This is a genomic window from Actinokineospora alba (assembly GCF_004362515.1).
Taxonomy (GTDB): domain Bacteria; phylum Actinomycetota; class Actinomycetes; order Mycobacteriales; family Pseudonocardiaceae; genus Actinokineospora; species Actinokineospora alba.
The window spans coordinates 7,273,102-7,288,615 of the sequence record NZ_SNXU01000001.1 but is presented as its reverse complement, the minus strand read 5'-3'; the positions used below and the strand labels follow the sequence as shown (position 1 = coordinate 7,288,615).

Here is a 15,514-nt window from a genome sequence, read left to right as displayed (position 1 = left end):
CCCTGGGCGCCGAGGGACTTCGACAGGGTCAGGGTTGTCACCACATCGGGTGCACTGGACAACCCGGCCGCGTGAACCGCGCCGCGCCCTCCGTCACCCAGGACGCCGAAGCCGTGGGCGTCGTCGGCGATCAGGGCCGCCTTGTTGGCCCGGCAGACCTCCGCCAGCTCCGTCAGCGGCGCCAGATCGCCGTCCACTGAGAACACCGAGTCGGTGACCATCAGCCCGCGCTCGGCCCGCCGGGTCGCCAGAGCGCGCCCCGCGGCGGCCGCGTCGCTGTGGGCGACGACCGCCACATCGGCGCGGGAGAGCCTGCAGCCGTCGATCAGGGAGGCGTGGATGTAGGCGTCGGTGACGATCGCGCAGTTCTTGCCCGACAAGGCCGTCACCGCGCCCAGGTTCGCCGCGAAACCCGACGAGAACACCAATGCCGCCTGCGCGCCGCAGAAGCGGGCCAACTCGAACTCCAGCTCGCTGTGCAGTTCCGTGCTGCCCGTGACCAGCCGCGACCCCGTGGACCCGGCGCCCCAGCGCAGGGTGGCCGCCGCGGCTGCGCCGCTGACGCGCTTGTCGCGGGCGAGGCCGAGGTAGTCGTTGCTCGCCAGGTCAAGCAGGTCGGAATCCGCCCGGCGCGGCCGGAGCTGCCTGCTCAGACCCGCGCGCCTGCGGTCGTCGGCGTGGGCGTCGAGCCAGGCGAACGCCGCGTCGGCCGGATGGGTTTCGTCGGTCACGCATCGGAGTGTTACATCGCCGAGACGCAGGCCCAGGTCCGGGTGGCGAACACGACACCGATACGGTCGTGCCCATGCGTGGCGCCGTGTATTTCATCGGAGCGGGACCGGGAGCGGCTGACCTCATCACCCTGCGGGGGGCGAGTCGGATCGGTGCGGCCGATCTGGTCGTCTACAGCCCGGCGGTGATCGACCCCGTCTGGGTGCGTGAGCACACCAAGGACGGCGCCGAACTCGTCGACAGCTCGCGTGTCACCCCGGAGGAACTCGTCGAGCACTACCGCATGGCCGCCAGCAGGCGCTCCAGCGCGGTCCGGTTGTTCCCCGGCGACGCCGCCCAGTCGCCCGAGGTGCGCGAGCAGCGCGAACTCTGCGAGAAGCTCGGCCTCGACGTCGAGATCATCCCCGGTATCGCGCCCGCCTCGGCCGCCGCCGCCGCGACCGGCAACGCGCTGGTCGAGTCCGGTGTCGCCGAGACCGTCGTGTTCACCGAGGCCGACTTCTCCCGCGTCCGCGCGATGGTCACCCGGTGCGCCACGGTCGCCGTGCACGCCCCGGCCGCCCGCGCCGCCGACCTCGCCGAGGAACTGCTCAGCGGCGGCGTCGACCCGGAGATGCCGGTCGCCGTGGCCTACAAGACCACCTGGCCCGACGAGGTCCTGCTGCGCACCACCGTCGGCGAGCTGGCCGCGGCGGTGAAGCGGCGCAACCTGTGGCGCCACACCCTGTTCCTCATCGGCGACGCCGTGCGCGAGGACAAGCCGCGCCCCGGGTACGTGCGGCCGGCCGAGACCGACGTGCCCGCGCCGCGCTGGGCTTCGCGCAACGGCGGCTGGCGCTCCCGGATGCAGGCCGAGGTGGGGACGTCCTGGGCGCGCAACGGCAGCACCAAGGTGCGCACCTGCACCGAGCAGCCCGAGCCCGCCGAGACGGAGACCGAGCCCGCCCCGATCGCCGCCCGCAACGGCGCGGTCAACGGCGCGGTCAACGGTTCCGCCCGCAACGGCGCGACTGTCGCTGTCGAGGTGGCGACCGCCGACATTCCCGGCGACGACGACGGTGGCTCAGCCACACCCGCGCCTGCCCCGACGCCCGTGGTCGAGAGTGCCCCCCAGCCCGCCTCGAACGGGTCCGCGGTGGCCAAGGCCAAGCCTGAGACCAATGGCTCCGCACCGGTCGACGAGGTCAAGAAGGCCAACGGGTCCGCGGTCAACGGCAGCAAGCAGCCCGAGGCCAAGGCCAAGTCGACCGCGGCCAAGCCCGCCGCCAAGGCCACCGCCAAGAAGAGCGCCGGGACCACCCGCACGGCCAACCGTCGGACCACGAAGAAGGCCTGACCCGCCGGTAACATCTTGTGCTCGACCCTTGCTCCTGATCAGGCCACCGTCTACCGTCCTGCCTACTTGTGATCTAGGTCACGCAGGAGGCCAATGGTGGCGGACGGCGAGTCGGTCCTTTCGGTGTCCAACCTGGAGGTCGTCTACGACGACGTCGTGCTGGTCCTCCGCGGACTGAGTCTGACCGTCCCGACCGGAGGCGTGGTCGCCCTGCTCGGCGCCAACGGCGCGGGCAAGACAACCCTGCTGCGCGCGGTCACCGGCCTGCTCCACCCCCACCGCGGCCGCATCACCAAGGGCACCGTCCAATTCGACGGCCAGGACATCACCGGCGCCGACCCCGCACGTGTGGTGCGGCTCGGCATCGCCCAGGTGATGGAGGGCCGCCGGATCTTCGCCGAGATGACCATCGACGAGAACCTCCGCGCGGGCGCGCACACCCGCCGGTCCCGCGCCGAGGTCCGCGAGTCCTACGCCCGCGTGCTCGACCTGTTCCCCGTGCTGGCGACCAGGCGGCGCTCCACCGCGGGCTACCTGTCCGGCGGGGAGCAGCAGATGCTCGCGATCGGCCGCGCCCTCATGGCCGCCCCGCGCCTGCTGCTGCTCGACGAGCCGTCCCTCGGTCTCGCGCCGAAGCTGGTCGAACAGGTCCGCGACATCATCAGGCACATCAACGAACAGGGCACGAGCGTGCTGCTGGTGGAGCAGAACGCGATGATGGCACTGTCCATTGCGGACTTCGGCTACGTGCTCGAAGTGGGCACCGTGGTGCGCGACGGCCCGGCGGGCGACCTGCTCGCCGACGAGGACATCCGCGAGTTCTACCTGGGCGCCCCCGCCGACGGTTCGCAGCGCTCGTTCGCCGAGATCAAGAGCTACCGGAGGAAGAAGCGATGGAGCGCCTGACCGCCGAGATGGAGTCGGTGGCCGCGCCCGCGCCCGTGGCGGCGCCGCTGGTCTCGGTCTCCGAGCTCACGCTGAGATTCGGCGGGGTCACCGCGCTCAACGGTGTCAGCTTCGAGGTGGCGCGCGGCGAGCTGTTCGCGGTGATCGGCCCCAACGGCGCCGGGAAGACCTCCATCTTCAACTGCCTCAACGGTGTCTACCGCCCGCAGCACGGCACCATCACCCTCGACGGGCAGAGCATCATCGGCAAGTCACCCGCCGCGATCGCCGGACTCGGTGTCGCGCGGACGTTCCAGAACCTCGGCCTGTTCGAACACCTCACCCTCATCGACAACCTGATGCTCGGCCGACACCACTTGATGCGCACGGGTTTCCTGGCGGGCATGGCCTGGTGGGGCCGGGCCAAGCGCGAGGAGATCGAGCACCGCGCCGCCGTCGAGGAGGTCGTGGAACTGCTCGAACTGGAGCCCTACCGGCGGATGCCCGCGGGTCTGCTGCCCTACGGCGTGGCCAAGCGCGCCGAACTCGGGCGGGCGCTGGCGATGGAGCCGACGCTGCTGCTGCTCGACGAGCCCGTGGCGGGCATGAACGTCGAGGAGACCGAGGACATGGCCCGCTACCTGGTGCAGGTCCGCCGGGAGCTCAATCTTGCGATGATCCTGGTGGAGCACGACATGCGACTGGTGATGGACCTGGCCGACCGGGTCCTGGCGCTGGACTTCGGGGTCGGCATCTCCGCCGGTCTGCCCGCGCAGGTGCAGAACGACCCCAAGGTCATCGAGGCCTACCTGGGCGGTGGCGAATGACCGCGACGCTCAGCGACGTGGCGACCCTGCCCGGCCGCCTGCTCCAGCTGGCCGAGGAACGGCCGAACGACCCGGCGATGCGCGAGAAGCACCGCGGCATCTGGCGCGAATGGACCTGGGCGACCTACGCCGACCGGGTCGCCTCCGTCGCGATAGGACTCAAAGCCCTGGGCGTCGAACCCGGCGACCGGGTGGCGATCCACGCGGAGAACCGTCCGGAGTGGGTGGTCGCCGACCTCGCCATCCAAGGCATCGGCGCGCAGTGCATCGGCGTGTACCCGACGTCCCCGGCCGCCGAGGTGGAGTACCTGCTGTCCCACTCCGGCGCCACCGTGTTGATCGCCGAGGACGAGGAGCAGTTCGACAAGGTCGCCCAGGTCCGCGATCGGCTGCCCGCGCTGCGCCACATCGTCCTCGTCGACCCGCAGGGTATCCGCGTCGAGGACCACCGGGACGTCCACACCTTCAGCGAGCTGGAGAACCACGGTGACGCCCGCGCCGAGTTCGCCCGCGAAGTGTCCTCAGTGGACCCGGAGGCCACCGCGATCCTGGTCTACACCTCGGGAACCACCGGACCGCCCAAGGGCGCGATGATCTCCCACGCCAACCTGGTCGCGTCCGGCCGGTGCTTCATCGAGGCGCTCGGTGCGACCAGCGAGGACGAGGTGCTGAGCTATCTGCCGCTGTGCCACATCGCCGAGCGGCTGATCTCGGTGATCGACGCCGTCTGGGCCGGTCTCGTGGTCAACTTCGGCGAAGGCGGACCCGCGTTCCAGCACGACCTGCGTGACGTGCAGCCGACGGTCTTCCTCGGCGTTCCCCGCGTCTGGGAGAAGATGCTGGCGGGCGTGGAGATCCGGATGGCGGACGCGTCCCGGCTCAAGCGCGGCCTCTACCAGCTGTGCCTGCGCCAGGGCCGCCGCATCGCTCCGCGCCGGATGGCCGAGTCGACGACGTTCGCCGACAGGGTAGTGCTGGCCCTGTGCGAGCTGCTGGTCTTCCGTGCCCTGCGGGAGAAACTGGGCATGTCCCGCGTCCGCGCGGCCATCAGCGGCGCCGCGCCCATCGCGCCGCAGGTGCTGGAGTTCCTGTGGGCCATCGGAATCCCCGTCCGCGAGGGGTACGGCCAGACTGAGAACACCGCCATCTGCACCCTGACCCCGGTCGGCGACGTCCGGCTCGGCGCGGTCGGCACGACGCTGCCGGGCGTGGAGATCCGCATCGCCGACGACGGCGAGATCCTCACCCGCTCGGCGGGCGTCTTCCAGGGCTACCTGGACAACCCGGAGGCGACGGCGGAGACCGTGGACGCCGAGGGCTGGCTGCACACCGGCGATGTGGGCGAGGTCGACGACGACGGCTTCCTGCGGATCACCGACCGCAAGAAGGACATCATCATCACCGCGGGCGGGAAGAACATCTCCCCGTCGGAGATCGAGAACCTGCTGAAGGTCTCCCCGTTCGTCCGCGAGGCCATCGTCATCGGCGACCGCCGCAAGTTCCTCAGCGCGCTCATCGGCGTCGAGCGCGACACCGTCGGCAACTGGGCCACCCGCCGCGGCATCACGTACACCACCTACGCCGACCTGTCGGCCAAGCCCGAGATCGAGGCGCTGATCGCCAAGGTCGTCGACGAGGCGAACGCCTCCCTCGCCAACGTCGAGAAGATCAAGCGCTTCAAGGTGATCACCAAGGAACTCGACCATGAGGACGGCGAGCTGACCGCGACGCAGAAGGTCAAGCGCCGTGCGGTCGAGCAGCGGTTCGCCGAGGAGATCGAGGCGATGTACACATGAGCCCCGAACTGACCGCCTTCCTGACCAACTGCTTCGCCGGTCTCGCCCTGGGCTCGACGTATGCCTTGGTGGCGCTCGGATTCGTGGTCATCTACAAGTCGACCGGCGTCATCAACTTCGCCCAAGGCGGCCTGCTCGCCCTCGGCGCGTACCTCGGCTACACCTTCTCCGACAACCTGGCTCTCGCCTTCGGCCTGTCGATCCTGTTCGCCTGCCTGGCCGCCGCGTTCGTCGGCGCGGGGTTCGAGCGGATCGTGCTGCGGCGGATGGTCGGGCAGCCCCCGTTCGCCGTCATCATGATCACCATCGGCCTGCTGTTCATCATCGAACCGATCCTCACGTCCATCTGGGGGTTCGACAACCTCCAGGTCCCCAACCCGTGGAACATCCAGACCGTGGAGGCCGGCGGCCTCGTCTTCGGGGTGCGCGACCTGTGGACCATCGGGATCACGATCGCGGTGGTCACGGCGTTCTTCCTGTTCTTCCGCTTCTCCGGCTTCGGTCTGGCCATGCGTGCCACCGCCTTCGACCCGGAAGCCGCGCTGGCACAGGGGATCAGCGCGAAGAAGGTCTACGCCGTGTCGTGGGCGATCGCCGCCGCGCTGGCCGCCCTCGCGGGCATCACGCTGGCGGCCGGGCCGGGCGGGCTGTCGCCGTCGATCGGCTTCATCGCACTCGCCGCGTTCCCGGCGATGATCCTCGGCGGCATGGACTCCCCGGCGGGCGCCGTGCTCGGCGGCATCGTCATCGGCCTGGCCGAGGCGCTGACCCGCGGCTACCAGGACCAGCTGTTCTCCTGGGCGGGCGACAACGTCTCGGTCATCGTCCCGTATCTGCTCATGATCGTCATTCTGCTCATCAGACCGTACGGCCTGCTCGGCACCAAAGACGTGAGGCGGATCTGATGGCCAAGCCGCACCGCAACCTGACCCGCGCCTACGCCCAGGACCTGCGGCTGTTCGGCACGCCGTGGGCGAAAGTCGGGCTGGCCACGATGATCCTCGTGGTCGTGCTGTTGCCCACGGTCCTGCACGACGACTTCTGGCTGTCGATCCTGGTCTACGTCGGCATCACCGCCGTCGGCGCGATCGGCCTGAACCTGCTGACCGGTTACTGCGGGCAGATCTCCTTGGGCCACGCCTTCTTCATCGGCGCGGGCGCCTACTGCACGGCGATCGTCGGCGGCGACCTCGGCCTGCCGCTTCCGCTGTGGCTGCTCGCGGCGGCCGCTGTCGGCGCGGCCCTCGGCGGACTCATCGGGCCGTTCGCCCTGCGCCTGCGCGGAAACTACCTCGCCATCGTCACCCTCGGGCTGATCTTCGTGGGCGAGCACCTGTGGCGCAATCTCAAGGGCGTCACCGGCGGCAACTCGGGCACGTCGGTCGCCGCGCCCCCAGCCGTGGGCCCGGTCGACTTCAGCCGCCTGGAGATCGCCGGCGAGGTGTACTCCCGCAACCAGGGCTACTTCTGGCTCGTGTGGGGCCTGGTGGCGCTGATCGCGCTGCTGGCCAAGAACCTGGTGCGCACCCGGCCCGGCCGGGCACTCCAAGCCGTGCGCGACCGGGACCAGGCCGCGGAGGTCATCGGGGTGCGGGCCGGGCGCTACAAGATCGGCGCTTTCATGGTCTCCAGCGCGATCGCCGCTGTCGCGGGTGCGCTCTTCGGCTCGTACCAGCAGTTCGTCAGCCCCGACGAGTGGAACCTGCTGCTGTCCATCCAGTACATCGCGATCGTCATCGTCGGCGGGCTCGGGACGATCTTCGGCTCCATCCTGGGCGCGGTGTTCGTCGGGGCGCTGCCCGCCCTGATCGACCGGTACAGCGCCGACATCCCCGGGGTGCGGACCTCGGTCGGCGGCGAGGGGTTCATCAGCGTCTTCGCACTCAATCAGGCGATTTTCGGTGTCCTGATCGTGTTGTTCCTCGTTCTCGAACCGCGTGGACTCGCAGGAATCTGGCTGCGCGTCAAGACTTACTTCAAAGCGTGGCCATTCTCGTATTGACACAAGGAGGGCGTCACAATGCCGCACAACCGATTGGCTCTTGCCGCGGGCTTCGCGGCGCTCGTGCTCGCCGCGACCGCATGCGGCGGCGCGGGCGACAACGGGGGTGGATCCGGCGGCGGCAACGCGGGCACGCCAGGAAACACCGCGGGCTTCGACGGTACCACCATCAAGCTCGGCGTGCTCTCACCGCTGTCCGGTCCGGTCGCCGTCATCGGGCTCCCGCTCACCGCGGGCAACAAGGTCTGGTTCGACCACCTCAACTCCACCGGCGGCGTCGCCGGGAAGTACAAAGTGGAGCTCGTCCAAGAGGACACCCAGTACAAGCCGGACGTCACCGTCCAGCAGTACAACAAGGTCAAGAGCAACGTCGTCGCGTTCACCCAGATCCTGGGCACCCCCTCGACCCTGGCGGTGCTCCCGCAGCTCAAGACCGACAAGGTGCTCGCCGCGCCCGCGTCGCTCGACGCGCTGTGGGTCCGCGAGGAGAACCTGCTGCCCATCGGCGGCCCGTACCAGGTGCAGGCGATCAACGCGATCGACTACTACCTGACCGAGGGCGGCGGCACCAAGGACAGCAAGATCTGCACGATGAGCCAGGACGACGTCTACGGCGAGGCGGGCCTGGCCGGTGTCGCCGAAGCCGCCAAGGTCAACGGGTTCACCGTCGCCAACCAGCAGAAGTTCAAGGCGGGCACGGAGAACTACGCCGGCCAGATCCAGGCGCTCGCGGGCGCGGGCTGCCAGATGGTCTTCCTGACCGCGACACCGAGCGACGCGGGCAAGATCTTCGGCACCGCCGCGCAGGGCCGGTTCGCGCCGAAGTGGTACGCGCAGTCGCCGAGCTACGCGGGCGCCCTGTCGAAGTCCGCGGTCGCGCCGTACATGCAGGCCAACGTGCTGATCGTGTCCGAGGGCACCGAGTGGGGCGACACCGCCGTCGCCGGCATGAAGGACATGGTGGACCGCGCGACGAAGTTCGCCCCCTCCCAGCAGCCCGACTACTACTTCGCCTTCGGCTACAACCAGGCCCGCGCGATGACCGCGGTGCTGGAGAAGGCGGTGGCGAAGGGCAACCTGAGCCGCGACGGCATCCTCGCCGCGTCGAAGGAGCTGGGCACGGTGACGTTCGACGGCCTGACCGGCGACTACCAGTACGGCTCGGTCGACGACCGCAACCCGCCGCGCACGAGCACGCTGTTCGCGATCGACCCGGCGAAGCCGTTCGGGCTCAAGACGGTCAAGTACAACTTCACCTCCGACGCGGCGAAGGCCTACGAGTTCAAGAAGGCGGGCTGAGGCTGCCGGATGGGCTCGGTTCGTGATCTCATGAGCCCATGACGACGGTGACGGTGGTCGGTGTCGACGGGGCGGTCCTGCCCGCGGGCGCCGAGGTGGCGCTGGGCAAGTCCCAGTTGGTCGTGGGCGCCAGAACTCATCTGGACGCCCACGGCCGCCATGCCGAGCGCACGCTGATCCTGGGCGGCCACACGGTGGAGGACTCCATCCTCCAGGCGTTGGCCGACGCCGTCCGCGCCGAGGAGTCCGCCACCGTCCTGGTCTCGGGCGACGCGGGATTCTTCGGCGTGCTGCGGGCGTTGCGGGCCAAGGGACTCCCGGTGGTCACCTGGCCGTCGGTGTCGGAACTGCAGCGGATGGCCGCGATGATCAAGCGGCCGTGGGACGACCTGACCGTGGTCAGCGCCCGCGGCCGCGACTTCCGCCACGCGGTGAACGTGTGCCGGGCCCGCAAGTCCGTCGCGGTGCTCACCGCGCCCGGCGCGGGCCCCGCCGAGCTGGCCCGCGAGCTCGACGGCTGGCAGCGCAACATCGCGGTTCTGGAAGACCTGGGCGGCCCCGCGGAGAAGCTGTTCATTGTGGACGCCACGGAGGCTGTCCGCCGAACCTGGCGTGAGCCGAACTTGGTGCTGTGCCTGGCGTCCCTCGACGCGATCGGGCCGGACACGTGGATCGCCGGTGGCGACCCGGTGCCCGCCGCCGACGGGTGGGCGCTCGACGAGAGCGCGTACCAGACGAGGGCGGGCGTCGGGATCGCCCCCGAAGTCCGAGCACTGGCCCTGGCCCGCCTCGCCCCACGTCCTGGAGCGCTCATCTGGGACGTCTGCGCGGGCTCCGGCGCGCTGGGGATCGAGGCCGGGAAACTCGGCGCGGCCGTCGTCTCGATCGAGCGCGATCCCGCGCTGTGCATCCGAATCGTCGCCAACGCGGGCTCCCACGGCGTCGACCTGCGCCTGGTCGACGGCGACCCGCCCAACGCGCTGAATGGCCTGCCACGCCCCGATTCGGTGTTCGTCGGCACGTCCCGCCCGGAAGTCGTCCGCGCGTGCGCCGGTACCGGGGCGGACCGGATCGTCGTGCTGGTCCCGGAACTGGACCGGCTCGGCGAAACCCGCAAGACCCTCGTCGACGCCGGTTACACCGTCGACGGGTGCCAACTGTCCTCAGCCGCCCTGACCGAACTCCCGACCGGCGTCGGTATCGCGCCCGCGAGTTCGACATTCCTGTTGTGGGGGAAGCGATAATGCCTGACCTGGAACCCATGCCCACCGACTGGCAGCGCGCCCTGGCCATCGTCGCGCACCCGGACGACCTGGAATACGGCGCGTCCGCGGCGATCGCGGGCTGGACCGACGCGGGCAAGACGGTGACGTACCTGCTCGCCTCCCGCGGCGAGGCGGGGATCGACTCGATGCCACCGCACGAGTCCGGCCCGCTGCGCGCCGCCGAACAGATCGCCGCCGCCGCGATCGTCGGCGTCGACGTCGTGGAATTCCTCGACCACCCCGACGGCGTCATCGAGTACGGCCTCCCCCTGCGCCGCGACCTGGCCACGGCGATCCGCCGCCATCAACCGGAGCTGATCGTCACGATCAACCACCACCCCAGCTTCCCCGGCGGCTTCCTCAACATGGCCGACCACCGCAACGTCGGCAACGCCACCCTCGACGCCGTCCGCGACGCCGCCAACCGCTGGGTCTTCACCGACGCCGGCGAGCCGTGGTCCGGCGTGCGATGGGTCGCCGTCGCGGGCTCACCCCTGGCGACGCACGCGGTGGACGTGACCGAGACCCTGGACCGGGGCATCGCGTCCCTCAAGGAACACGCCGCGTATCTGGCCGCGCTGGGCGGACCGATGGCCGAACCCGAGGGATTCCTCCGCACGATCGCGGAGCAGACCGGGGAACGCTTCGGCACGCCACTGGCGGCGTCGTTCGAATTGATTCCCATGTGACAGGCCTGCCGTCCGCGCGATGGGCGAGTTTGCTCAGTGGATGAGCACTACGCCTGGGACTGTCCTCATTGAGTGACCGGTTCGGACACTGTGTGGTTTCATTGCGCCGAACAGCGTAGTGGTACGGACCAGTTACCGGAGGGCAACCGACTGGTGGCTCGATCGCCACTCACCAAATGTTCCCGTGACAAGGTCAACGTGGCAGGTTTGCGCGGACTGCCCCACAGGCCCCGCTAGACCCATAGGATCTCGGCAGGGGTCCGTGACGAGCGGAGAACTTGTGAATACTGCGCGAACTGTTCGACTTTCTCGTCGGGCGGTGTTGGTCGGTGGGCTGGGTCTCGGCGCCGGTCTGCTGGCGGGATGTCAGCGGGAGATGTCGCCCGGGGGCCAGGCCGACAACATCATCCAGAGCAAGAGCCCCACCTCGGCCACCGAGCCGGTGACGACGGGACGCAACCTGTCGTCGGGCCGGTACCGCGAAGTGGACATCGTGATCATGCGTCCCGCGGGCATCACCGATCCGCTCCCCGTCTGCGTCGCCATGCACGCCTCCAGCCTCGGCGGAGCCAAGAGTTTCCTCGAACTCGGTGTCCCCGACATGTTGACCAAGGTCGTCGCGGGCGGGTCCGCGCCATTCGCGGTCGCCGCGGTCGACGGTGGCGACTGGGTCGGGTACAAGGACGACGACCCGCAGCGAATGCTCTTCGAAGACCTTCCCGGCTGGCTGGACTACCACGATCTCGCCAGCACCCCGTTCTCCGTGCTCGGCATCTCCGAGGGCGGCGCGGGCGCGCTGAACATGGCGCGCACGCCCGGGCTCTCGGCGGTCGCGGTGATCAGCCCGAAGCTGTACGACAACTGGGGCGACGCGCAGTCCTCCGGCATGTTCGACGACGGGCAGAAGCAGTGGGAGCAGCGCGAGCCGCTGCGCCACATGGCGGAGTTCGCGACCCAGAAGCTGGGCGTCTGGTGCGGCACCGAAGACAGGGCGTTCATCGGCCCCGCGCGCCGGCTGGCGGAGAACACCAAGGCCGTCGAGGCGGCGTTCACTCCCGGTGGCCACGACGAGGACTACTGGAAGTCGGTGCTTCCCGAGGCGCTGAAGTTCGTGGGCAGCGTTCTCTGACGCACCGGTGTGCGGCTATCGTCGACACACCGACCCCTGGGGAATCACACTGATGAGCACTGACAACGAAGCCCTGCGCCTGGGCATCGTCCCGCTTCGCCCGCTGGGCCTGCCCGACCTGGTCGGTGGCACCGTGCAGGCGTTGCGCCGCAATCCGCGCGCGCTCTTCGGCGGCGGCCTGCTCGTCGCCGTCATCGCCGAACTGGTCACGGTCGCGGTGACGGTTCTCGTGGTGGGCGGGCTTCCCGCGGCCCCGACCACCGAGATCCCGACGTTCGCCGAGCTGCGCCCGTTCCTGATCGCGACCATGATCGCGCTCCTCGTCGTCGAGGTCATGGCGCTCGTCTTGGTCGGTGTGGTCAACGTCGTGGTTCCGCGAGCGGTGTTCGGCCACGTCACGGGTCTGCGGGCGGCGCTGACGGCGATGCTGCCGAAGCTGCCCCGGTTGCTCGGGATTCTCGCGGCCATCGGCGCGATGATGATCGGGATCGCGGTCATCGCGGTCGGCGCCATCGTGCTCGGCGGCGAGGCGGGCGTGCTGCTGGCGTTCCCGGCCGTGGTGGCCGTCGTGTACCTGTCGATGGCGTTCTCGTTCGCCGCCTCGGTCGCGGTCGTGGAAGACCAGGGCGTCATCGAGTCGCTGCGCCGCTCGCGCACCCTGGTGCACGCGGTGGGCTGGTGGCGGGTGTTCGGGATCCTGCTCCTCGCCGGACTCGCGACCGGCATCGTCGCCGCGATCGTCGGGGCCTTGTTCGAGACCGTCAGCGGCGGATCGTCACTCGGCACCTCGTTGGCCACGGTCCTCACCAGCGCGGTGTTCGCCCCCGCCACGACGGTGCTCACCACCCTGCTCTACGTCGACCACCGCTGCCGGTCCGAAGGCATCGAAGGCCTCTGGCGCGAAGCCGCCTAGCGCGGGAATAGCCCGCCCCACCCCGCGTTGGAGTGATTCGACAGCGAGGGGGAGATATGGGGCACGTCTGTGTCATCGGCGGCACGCGGTTCTTCGGCAAGACCCTGGTCAGGCGCCTGCTCGGCGAGGGCCACAAGGTCACGGTGCTGACCAGGGGCCGCTCCGGCGACGACTTCGGCCACACGGTGTCGCGGCTGTCCGCCGACGCCAACGACGTCGTCGCGCTCAGCGAAGCGGTGGCGGGCCACGAGTTCGACGCCGTCGTCCACCAGATGTGCTACTCGCCGGTCGCCGCGCTCGCCGCCGCGAAGGCGTTCCAGGGCCGCACCCGCAGGCTGGTCATGACCTCGACGATCGAGGTCTACACGACCGTCCCCGGCGTCCGCTCCTTCGCCGCGGCGACCGAACTGGACCCGGCTGACCACGGGTACGACGTGTCCCTGCCGTGGCTGGACCCGGACTTCGCGGGCGCCCACTACGGCGAAGGCAAGCGCCAGGCCGAGAGCGCGCTGACCGACGCGGCGGACTTCCCGGTGGCGTTCGCGCGGGCAGGCCATGTGCTGGCCGAGGGTGAGTTCACCGGCAGGCTCGCGTTCCACGTCGACCGCGTGCTGGCGGGTTCCAGGATCGCGACGCACCGGGCGCCTGGGCGGTCGTCGTTCGTGCACTCGGAGGAGATCGCGGGCTTCCTGGCCTGGCTGAGCGAGTCGTCGGTGACCGGGCCGGTCAACGCGGCTTCGCCGGACGGGCTGAGCGCGCGGGACCTGTGCGCGGTGATCGAGGACGTGACCGGGCGCGCCGCGGTGATCGAGGAAGTGGACGACCCGCTAGGCGACGCGGATCTGTCGCCGTTCTCGTACCCGACCGACTTCGGCATGGTGGTCGAGCACGAGTTCTCGCCGGTGCGCGCGTGGCTGCCCGAGGTGGTGCGGCGGGAGGTCGGCGCCCGGTGAGCCCGGTACCTCACCGAGATTGCCTGGCGGTCGCACTGAAGTAACGTGCACGACGTGAACAACGCGGACAGCACTTACGCCCTCCGACGCGGCTTGGAGGCCTACCTGCGTGCCGTGGCCGAGGCCATCGACCTGCCCGCCGAGGGAACCTCCTGCGAGATCAGCGACACCGCCACCGCCTACGTCGCGCTGCCCGGGCGGCCGGGCAAGGACCTCATGCTCCTGTGGGACGAGCGCGCCGGGTGGTCGCTGGCGATCGAGCACAACCCGCCCGGCACGGCCGAGACCGTGGCCAGGCTGAGCACCGACGTCGTCCCCGCGCCCCGTGACGTCGCCGCCTTCGTCGAGAACGCCGTCGCGGGCCGGTCCACGAGCACGGACCGGCCCGCGACGGCGAGCGACAGGGCGGCGTTGGCCGAACGGCTCAGCGGCTACATCGCCGGGCCGACGTAGGCCAGCAGCGGGTCGTGCGGCCGCTCGGTGCCCGCGTCCAGCCCGAGCATGAGCAGCAGTTCCCGGCAGTCCTCGACGCCGCTGGACTGGCCCGCGACGACCACCGCGGCGCGCCCGCGCTGCAACACCATGTCGTCCAGGGCGTCGGAGCGGGAGCGGGCGAAGGTGGACATCGGACCGGTGAGCGCTTCGTTCACTTGGATACCGCCAACTTGTCGAGTCGTTCCTGAGTGGGCCAGCGAACCTGCGAGACCCAGCCGAGCTTCTCGAAGATCCAGATCAAGCGGGCGGAGATGTCGATCTGACCGCGCAGCACGCCGTGGCGGGCGCTGGTCGGGTCGGCGTGGTGGGAGTTGTGCCAGGACTCGCCCATCGACAGGATCGCCAGCGGCCAGAAATTGGCCGAGCGGTCGCGGCTGGCGAACGGGCGGCTGCCGATCATGTGGCAGATCGAGTTGGTCGACCAGGTCACGTGGTGCTGGAAGGCGACGCGGGCCAGTCCGGCCCACAGGAAGCCGGTCAGCGCGCCCCACCACGACATGGTGACCAGACCGCCGATGACGGCGGGCAGCGCCACGCTGAGCGTCACCCAGAGCGGGAACAGCTTGTCGAGCATCCGGATGTCGCGGTCCTCGGCGAGGTCCGGGGCGAAGCGGTCGATGTTGGTGCGGTCGCGCCCGAACAGCCACCCCATGTGCGCGTGCCAGAAGCCGCGCAGGATCGCCTTGGGCGACGTGCCGAACAGCCAGGGGGAGTGCGGGTCGCCCTCACGGTCGGAGAACGCGTGGTGCCTGCGGTGGTCGGCGACCCAGCCCAGGACACTGCCCTGCGCGGCCAGCATCCCGGCGATGGCCAGGGCGATCCGCAGCGGTCGGGCGGCCTTGAAGGCGCCGTGGGTGAAGTAGCGGTGGAAGCCGACGGTCACGCCGAGCGTGGACACCGTGTAGAACACCGCGGCCACCGTCAGGTCGACCCAGCTCACGCCCCAACCCCACATCAGCGGGATCGCGGCGAGCAGGGCGATGAACGGGATGATCAGAAACGCGCGGATCGTGATGATCTCGGTCCGCGAAGCGGGCTCGCCGAAGATCGGCTTGGGCGCTTTCGGCGGTCGGTCGAGAACTGACGATGATGGTGTTGCCGGCATGGCCGAAACTCGTCTCGGGGTGTCGTGGGTGCCTGTTCACCGGGGTCCGGGACGAACACGCGGAATCAGCGGGTCCGCGACCCTGGTC

The 15,514-nt window shown here is 70.0% G+C and carries 16 protein-coding genes; 13 read left to right on the top strand and 3 right to left on the bottom strand.

Features of this window, described 5'->3' with window-relative positions; translation table 11 throughout:
• Positions 1-731: aminotransferase class I/II-fold pyridoxal phosphate-dependent enzyme (locus tag C8E96_RS33020; RefSeq protein WP_133794951.1), on the bottom strand; the 731-nt coding region annotated here is incomplete at its 3' end.
• 74 nt (positions 732-805) lie between these two features.
• Here C8E96_RS33020 and C8E96_RS33015 point away from each other — a divergent pair.
• The 13 genes from C8E96_RS33015 (at position 806) to C8E96_RS32955 (ending at position 14,279) form a co-directional block, all read left to right on the top strand.
• On the top strand, positions 806-2,068 hold the full coding sequence (locus tag C8E96_RS33015; RefSeq protein ID WP_091371025.1) for a cobalt-precorrin-4/precorrin-4 C(11)-methyltransferase: 1,263 nt from the start codon (positions 806-808) through the stop codon (positions 2,066-2,068).
• Between the two features lie 96 nt (positions 2,069-2,164).
• Entirely contained in the window at positions 2,165-2,974 is an 810-nt protein-coding gene (locus C8E96_RS33010; RefSeq protein WP_228769710.1) for an ABC transporter ATP-binding protein, read from the top strand.
• A complete protein-coding gene (locus tag C8E96_RS33005) occupies positions 2,962-3,780 on the top strand; it encodes an ABC transporter ATP-binding protein (protein WP_091371027.1) in 819 nt (272 codons plus the stop codon). The genes C8E96_RS33010 and C8E96_RS33005 overlap by 13 nt, the downstream gene beginning before the upstream one ends.
• Positions 3,777-5,576, top strand: a complete 1,800-nt coding sequence (locus C8E96_RS33000; protein WP_091371028.1) for an AMP-dependent synthetase/ligase — start codon at positions 3,777-3,779, stop codon at positions 5,574-5,576. The genes C8E96_RS33005 and C8E96_RS33000 overlap by 4 nt, the downstream gene beginning before the upstream one ends.
• A complete protein-coding gene (locus C8E96_RS32995; RefSeq protein ID WP_228769711.1) occupies positions 5,573-6,481 on the top strand; it encodes a branched-chain amino acid ABC transporter permease in 909 nt (302 codons plus the stop codon). Before C8E96_RS33000 ends, C8E96_RS32995 begins: the two co-directional genes overlap by 4 nt.
• The gene (locus tag C8E96_RS32990; RefSeq protein WP_091371029.1) at positions 6,481-7,578 is read left to right on the top strand and encodes a branched-chain amino acid ABC transporter permease; all 1,098 of its coding nucleotides are present in this window, start codon (positions 6,481-6,483) and stop codon (positions 7,576-7,578) included. Before C8E96_RS32995 ends, C8E96_RS32990 begins: the two co-directional genes overlap by 1 nt.
• An 18-nt stretch (positions 7,579-7,596) precedes the next feature.
• On the top strand, positions 7,597-8,877 hold the full coding sequence (locus C8E96_RS32985) for an ABC transporter substrate-binding protein (RefSeq protein ID WP_091371030.1): 1,281 nt from the start codon (positions 7,597-7,599) through the stop codon (positions 8,875-8,877).
• A gap of 38 nt (positions 8,878-8,915) precedes the next feature.
• Entirely contained in the window at positions 8,916-10,121 is a 1,206-nt protein-coding gene (gene cbiE / locus C8E96_RS32980; RefSeq protein ID WP_091371031.1) for a precorrin-6y C5,15-methyltransferase (decarboxylating) subunit CbiE, read from the top strand.
• Positions 10,121-10,831, top strand: a complete 711-nt coding sequence (locus C8E96_RS32975; protein ID WP_091371032.1) for a PIG-L deacetylase family protein — start codon at positions 10,121-10,123, stop codon at positions 10,829-10,831. Before cbiE ends, C8E96_RS32975 begins: the two co-directional genes overlap by 1 nt.
• Before the next feature lie 319 nt (positions 10,832-11,150).
• Positions 11,151-11,960, top strand: coding sequence for an alpha/beta hydrolase-fold protein (locus tag C8E96_RS32970; protein WP_091371033.1), 810 nt, complete (start codon positions 11,151-11,153; stop codon positions 11,958-11,960).
• A gap of 52 nt (positions 11,961-12,012) precedes the next feature.
• Positions 12,013-12,873, top strand: a complete 861-nt coding sequence (locus C8E96_RS32965; RefSeq protein ID WP_091371034.1) for a hypothetical protein — start codon at positions 12,013-12,015, stop codon at positions 12,871-12,873.
• 56 nt (positions 12,874-12,929) lie between these two features.
• Complete coding sequence (locus tag C8E96_RS32960; protein WP_091371035.1) at positions 12,930-13,826, top strand: NAD-dependent epimerase/dehydratase family protein; 897 nt, start codon at positions 12,930-12,932, stop codon at positions 13,824-13,826.
• Positions 13,827-13,880: 54 nt separating this feature from the next.
• Complete coding sequence (locus tag C8E96_RS32955; RefSeq protein ID WP_091371442.1) at positions 13,881-14,279, top strand: DUF6292 family protein; 399 nt, start codon at positions 13,881-13,883, stop codon at positions 14,277-14,279.
• Here C8E96_RS32955 and C8E96_RS32950 read toward each other — a convergent pair.
• Both C8E96_RS32950 and C8E96_RS32945 read right to left on the bottom strand, forming a co-directional pair.
• A complete protein-coding gene (locus tag C8E96_RS32950; protein WP_091371036.1) occupies positions 14,258-14,476 on the bottom strand; it encodes a hypothetical protein in 219 nt (72 codons plus the stop codon). The two genes, C8E96_RS32955 and C8E96_RS32950, sit on opposite strands and share 22 nt — an antisense overlap.
• On the bottom strand, positions 14,473-15,426 hold the full coding sequence (locus C8E96_RS32945) for an acyl-CoA desaturase (protein ID WP_091371037.1): 954 nt from the start codon (positions 15,424-15,426) through the stop codon (positions 14,473-14,475). The genes C8E96_RS32950 and C8E96_RS32945 overlap by 4 nt, the downstream gene beginning before the upstream one ends.
• Positions 15,427-15,514 lie beyond the last annotated feature (88 nt).

What these genes read in the sequence shown, in the direction of transcription:
- cbiE (WP_091371031.1), top strand. Translation starts at nt 8,916, where the DNA reads ATGACGACGGTGACGGTGGTCGGTGTCGACGGGGCGGTCCTGCCCGCG.
- C8E96_RS32990 (WP_091371029.1), top strand. Translation starts at nt 6,481, where the DNA reads ATGGCCAAGCCGCACCGCAACCTGACCCGCGCCTACGCCCAGGACCTG.
- C8E96_RS33005 (WP_091371027.1), top strand. Translation starts at nt 2,962, where the DNA reads ATGGAGCGCCTGACCGCCGAGATGGAGTCGGTGGCCGCGCCCGCGCCC.
- C8E96_RS32975 (WP_091371032.1), top strand. Translation starts at nt 10,121, where the DNA reads ATGCCTGACCTGGAACCCATGCCCACCGACTGGCAGCGCGCCCTGGCC.
- C8E96_RS32985 (WP_091371030.1), top strand. Translation starts at nt 7,597, where the DNA reads ATGCCGCACAACCGATTGGCTCTTGCCGCGGGCTTCGCGGCGCTCGTG.
- C8E96_RS32960 (WP_091371035.1), top strand. Translation starts at nt 12,930, where the DNA reads ATGGGGCACGTCTGTGTCATCGGCGGCACGCGGTTCTTCGGCAAGACC.
- C8E96_RS33015 (WP_091371025.1), top strand. Translation starts at nt 806, where the DNA reads ATGCGTGGCGCCGTGTATTTCATCGGAGCGGGACCGGGAGCGGCTGAC.
- C8E96_RS32945 (WP_091371037.1), bottom strand. Translation starts at nt 15,426, where the DNA reads ATGCCGGCAACACCATCATCGTCAGTTCTCGACCGACCGCCGAAAGCG.
- C8E96_RS32965 (WP_091371034.1), top strand. Translation starts at nt 12,013, where the DNA reads ATGAGCACTGACAACGAAGCCCTGCGCCTGGGCATCGTCCCGCTTCGC.
- C8E96_RS32995 (WP_228769711.1), top strand. Translation starts at nt 5,573, where the DNA reads ATGAGCCCCGAACTGACCGCCTTCCTGACCAACTGCTTCGCCGGTCTC.
- C8E96_RS33000 (WP_091371028.1), top strand. Translation starts at nt 3,777, where the DNA reads ATGACCGCGACGCTCAGCGACGTGGCGACCCTGCCCGGCCGCCTGCTC.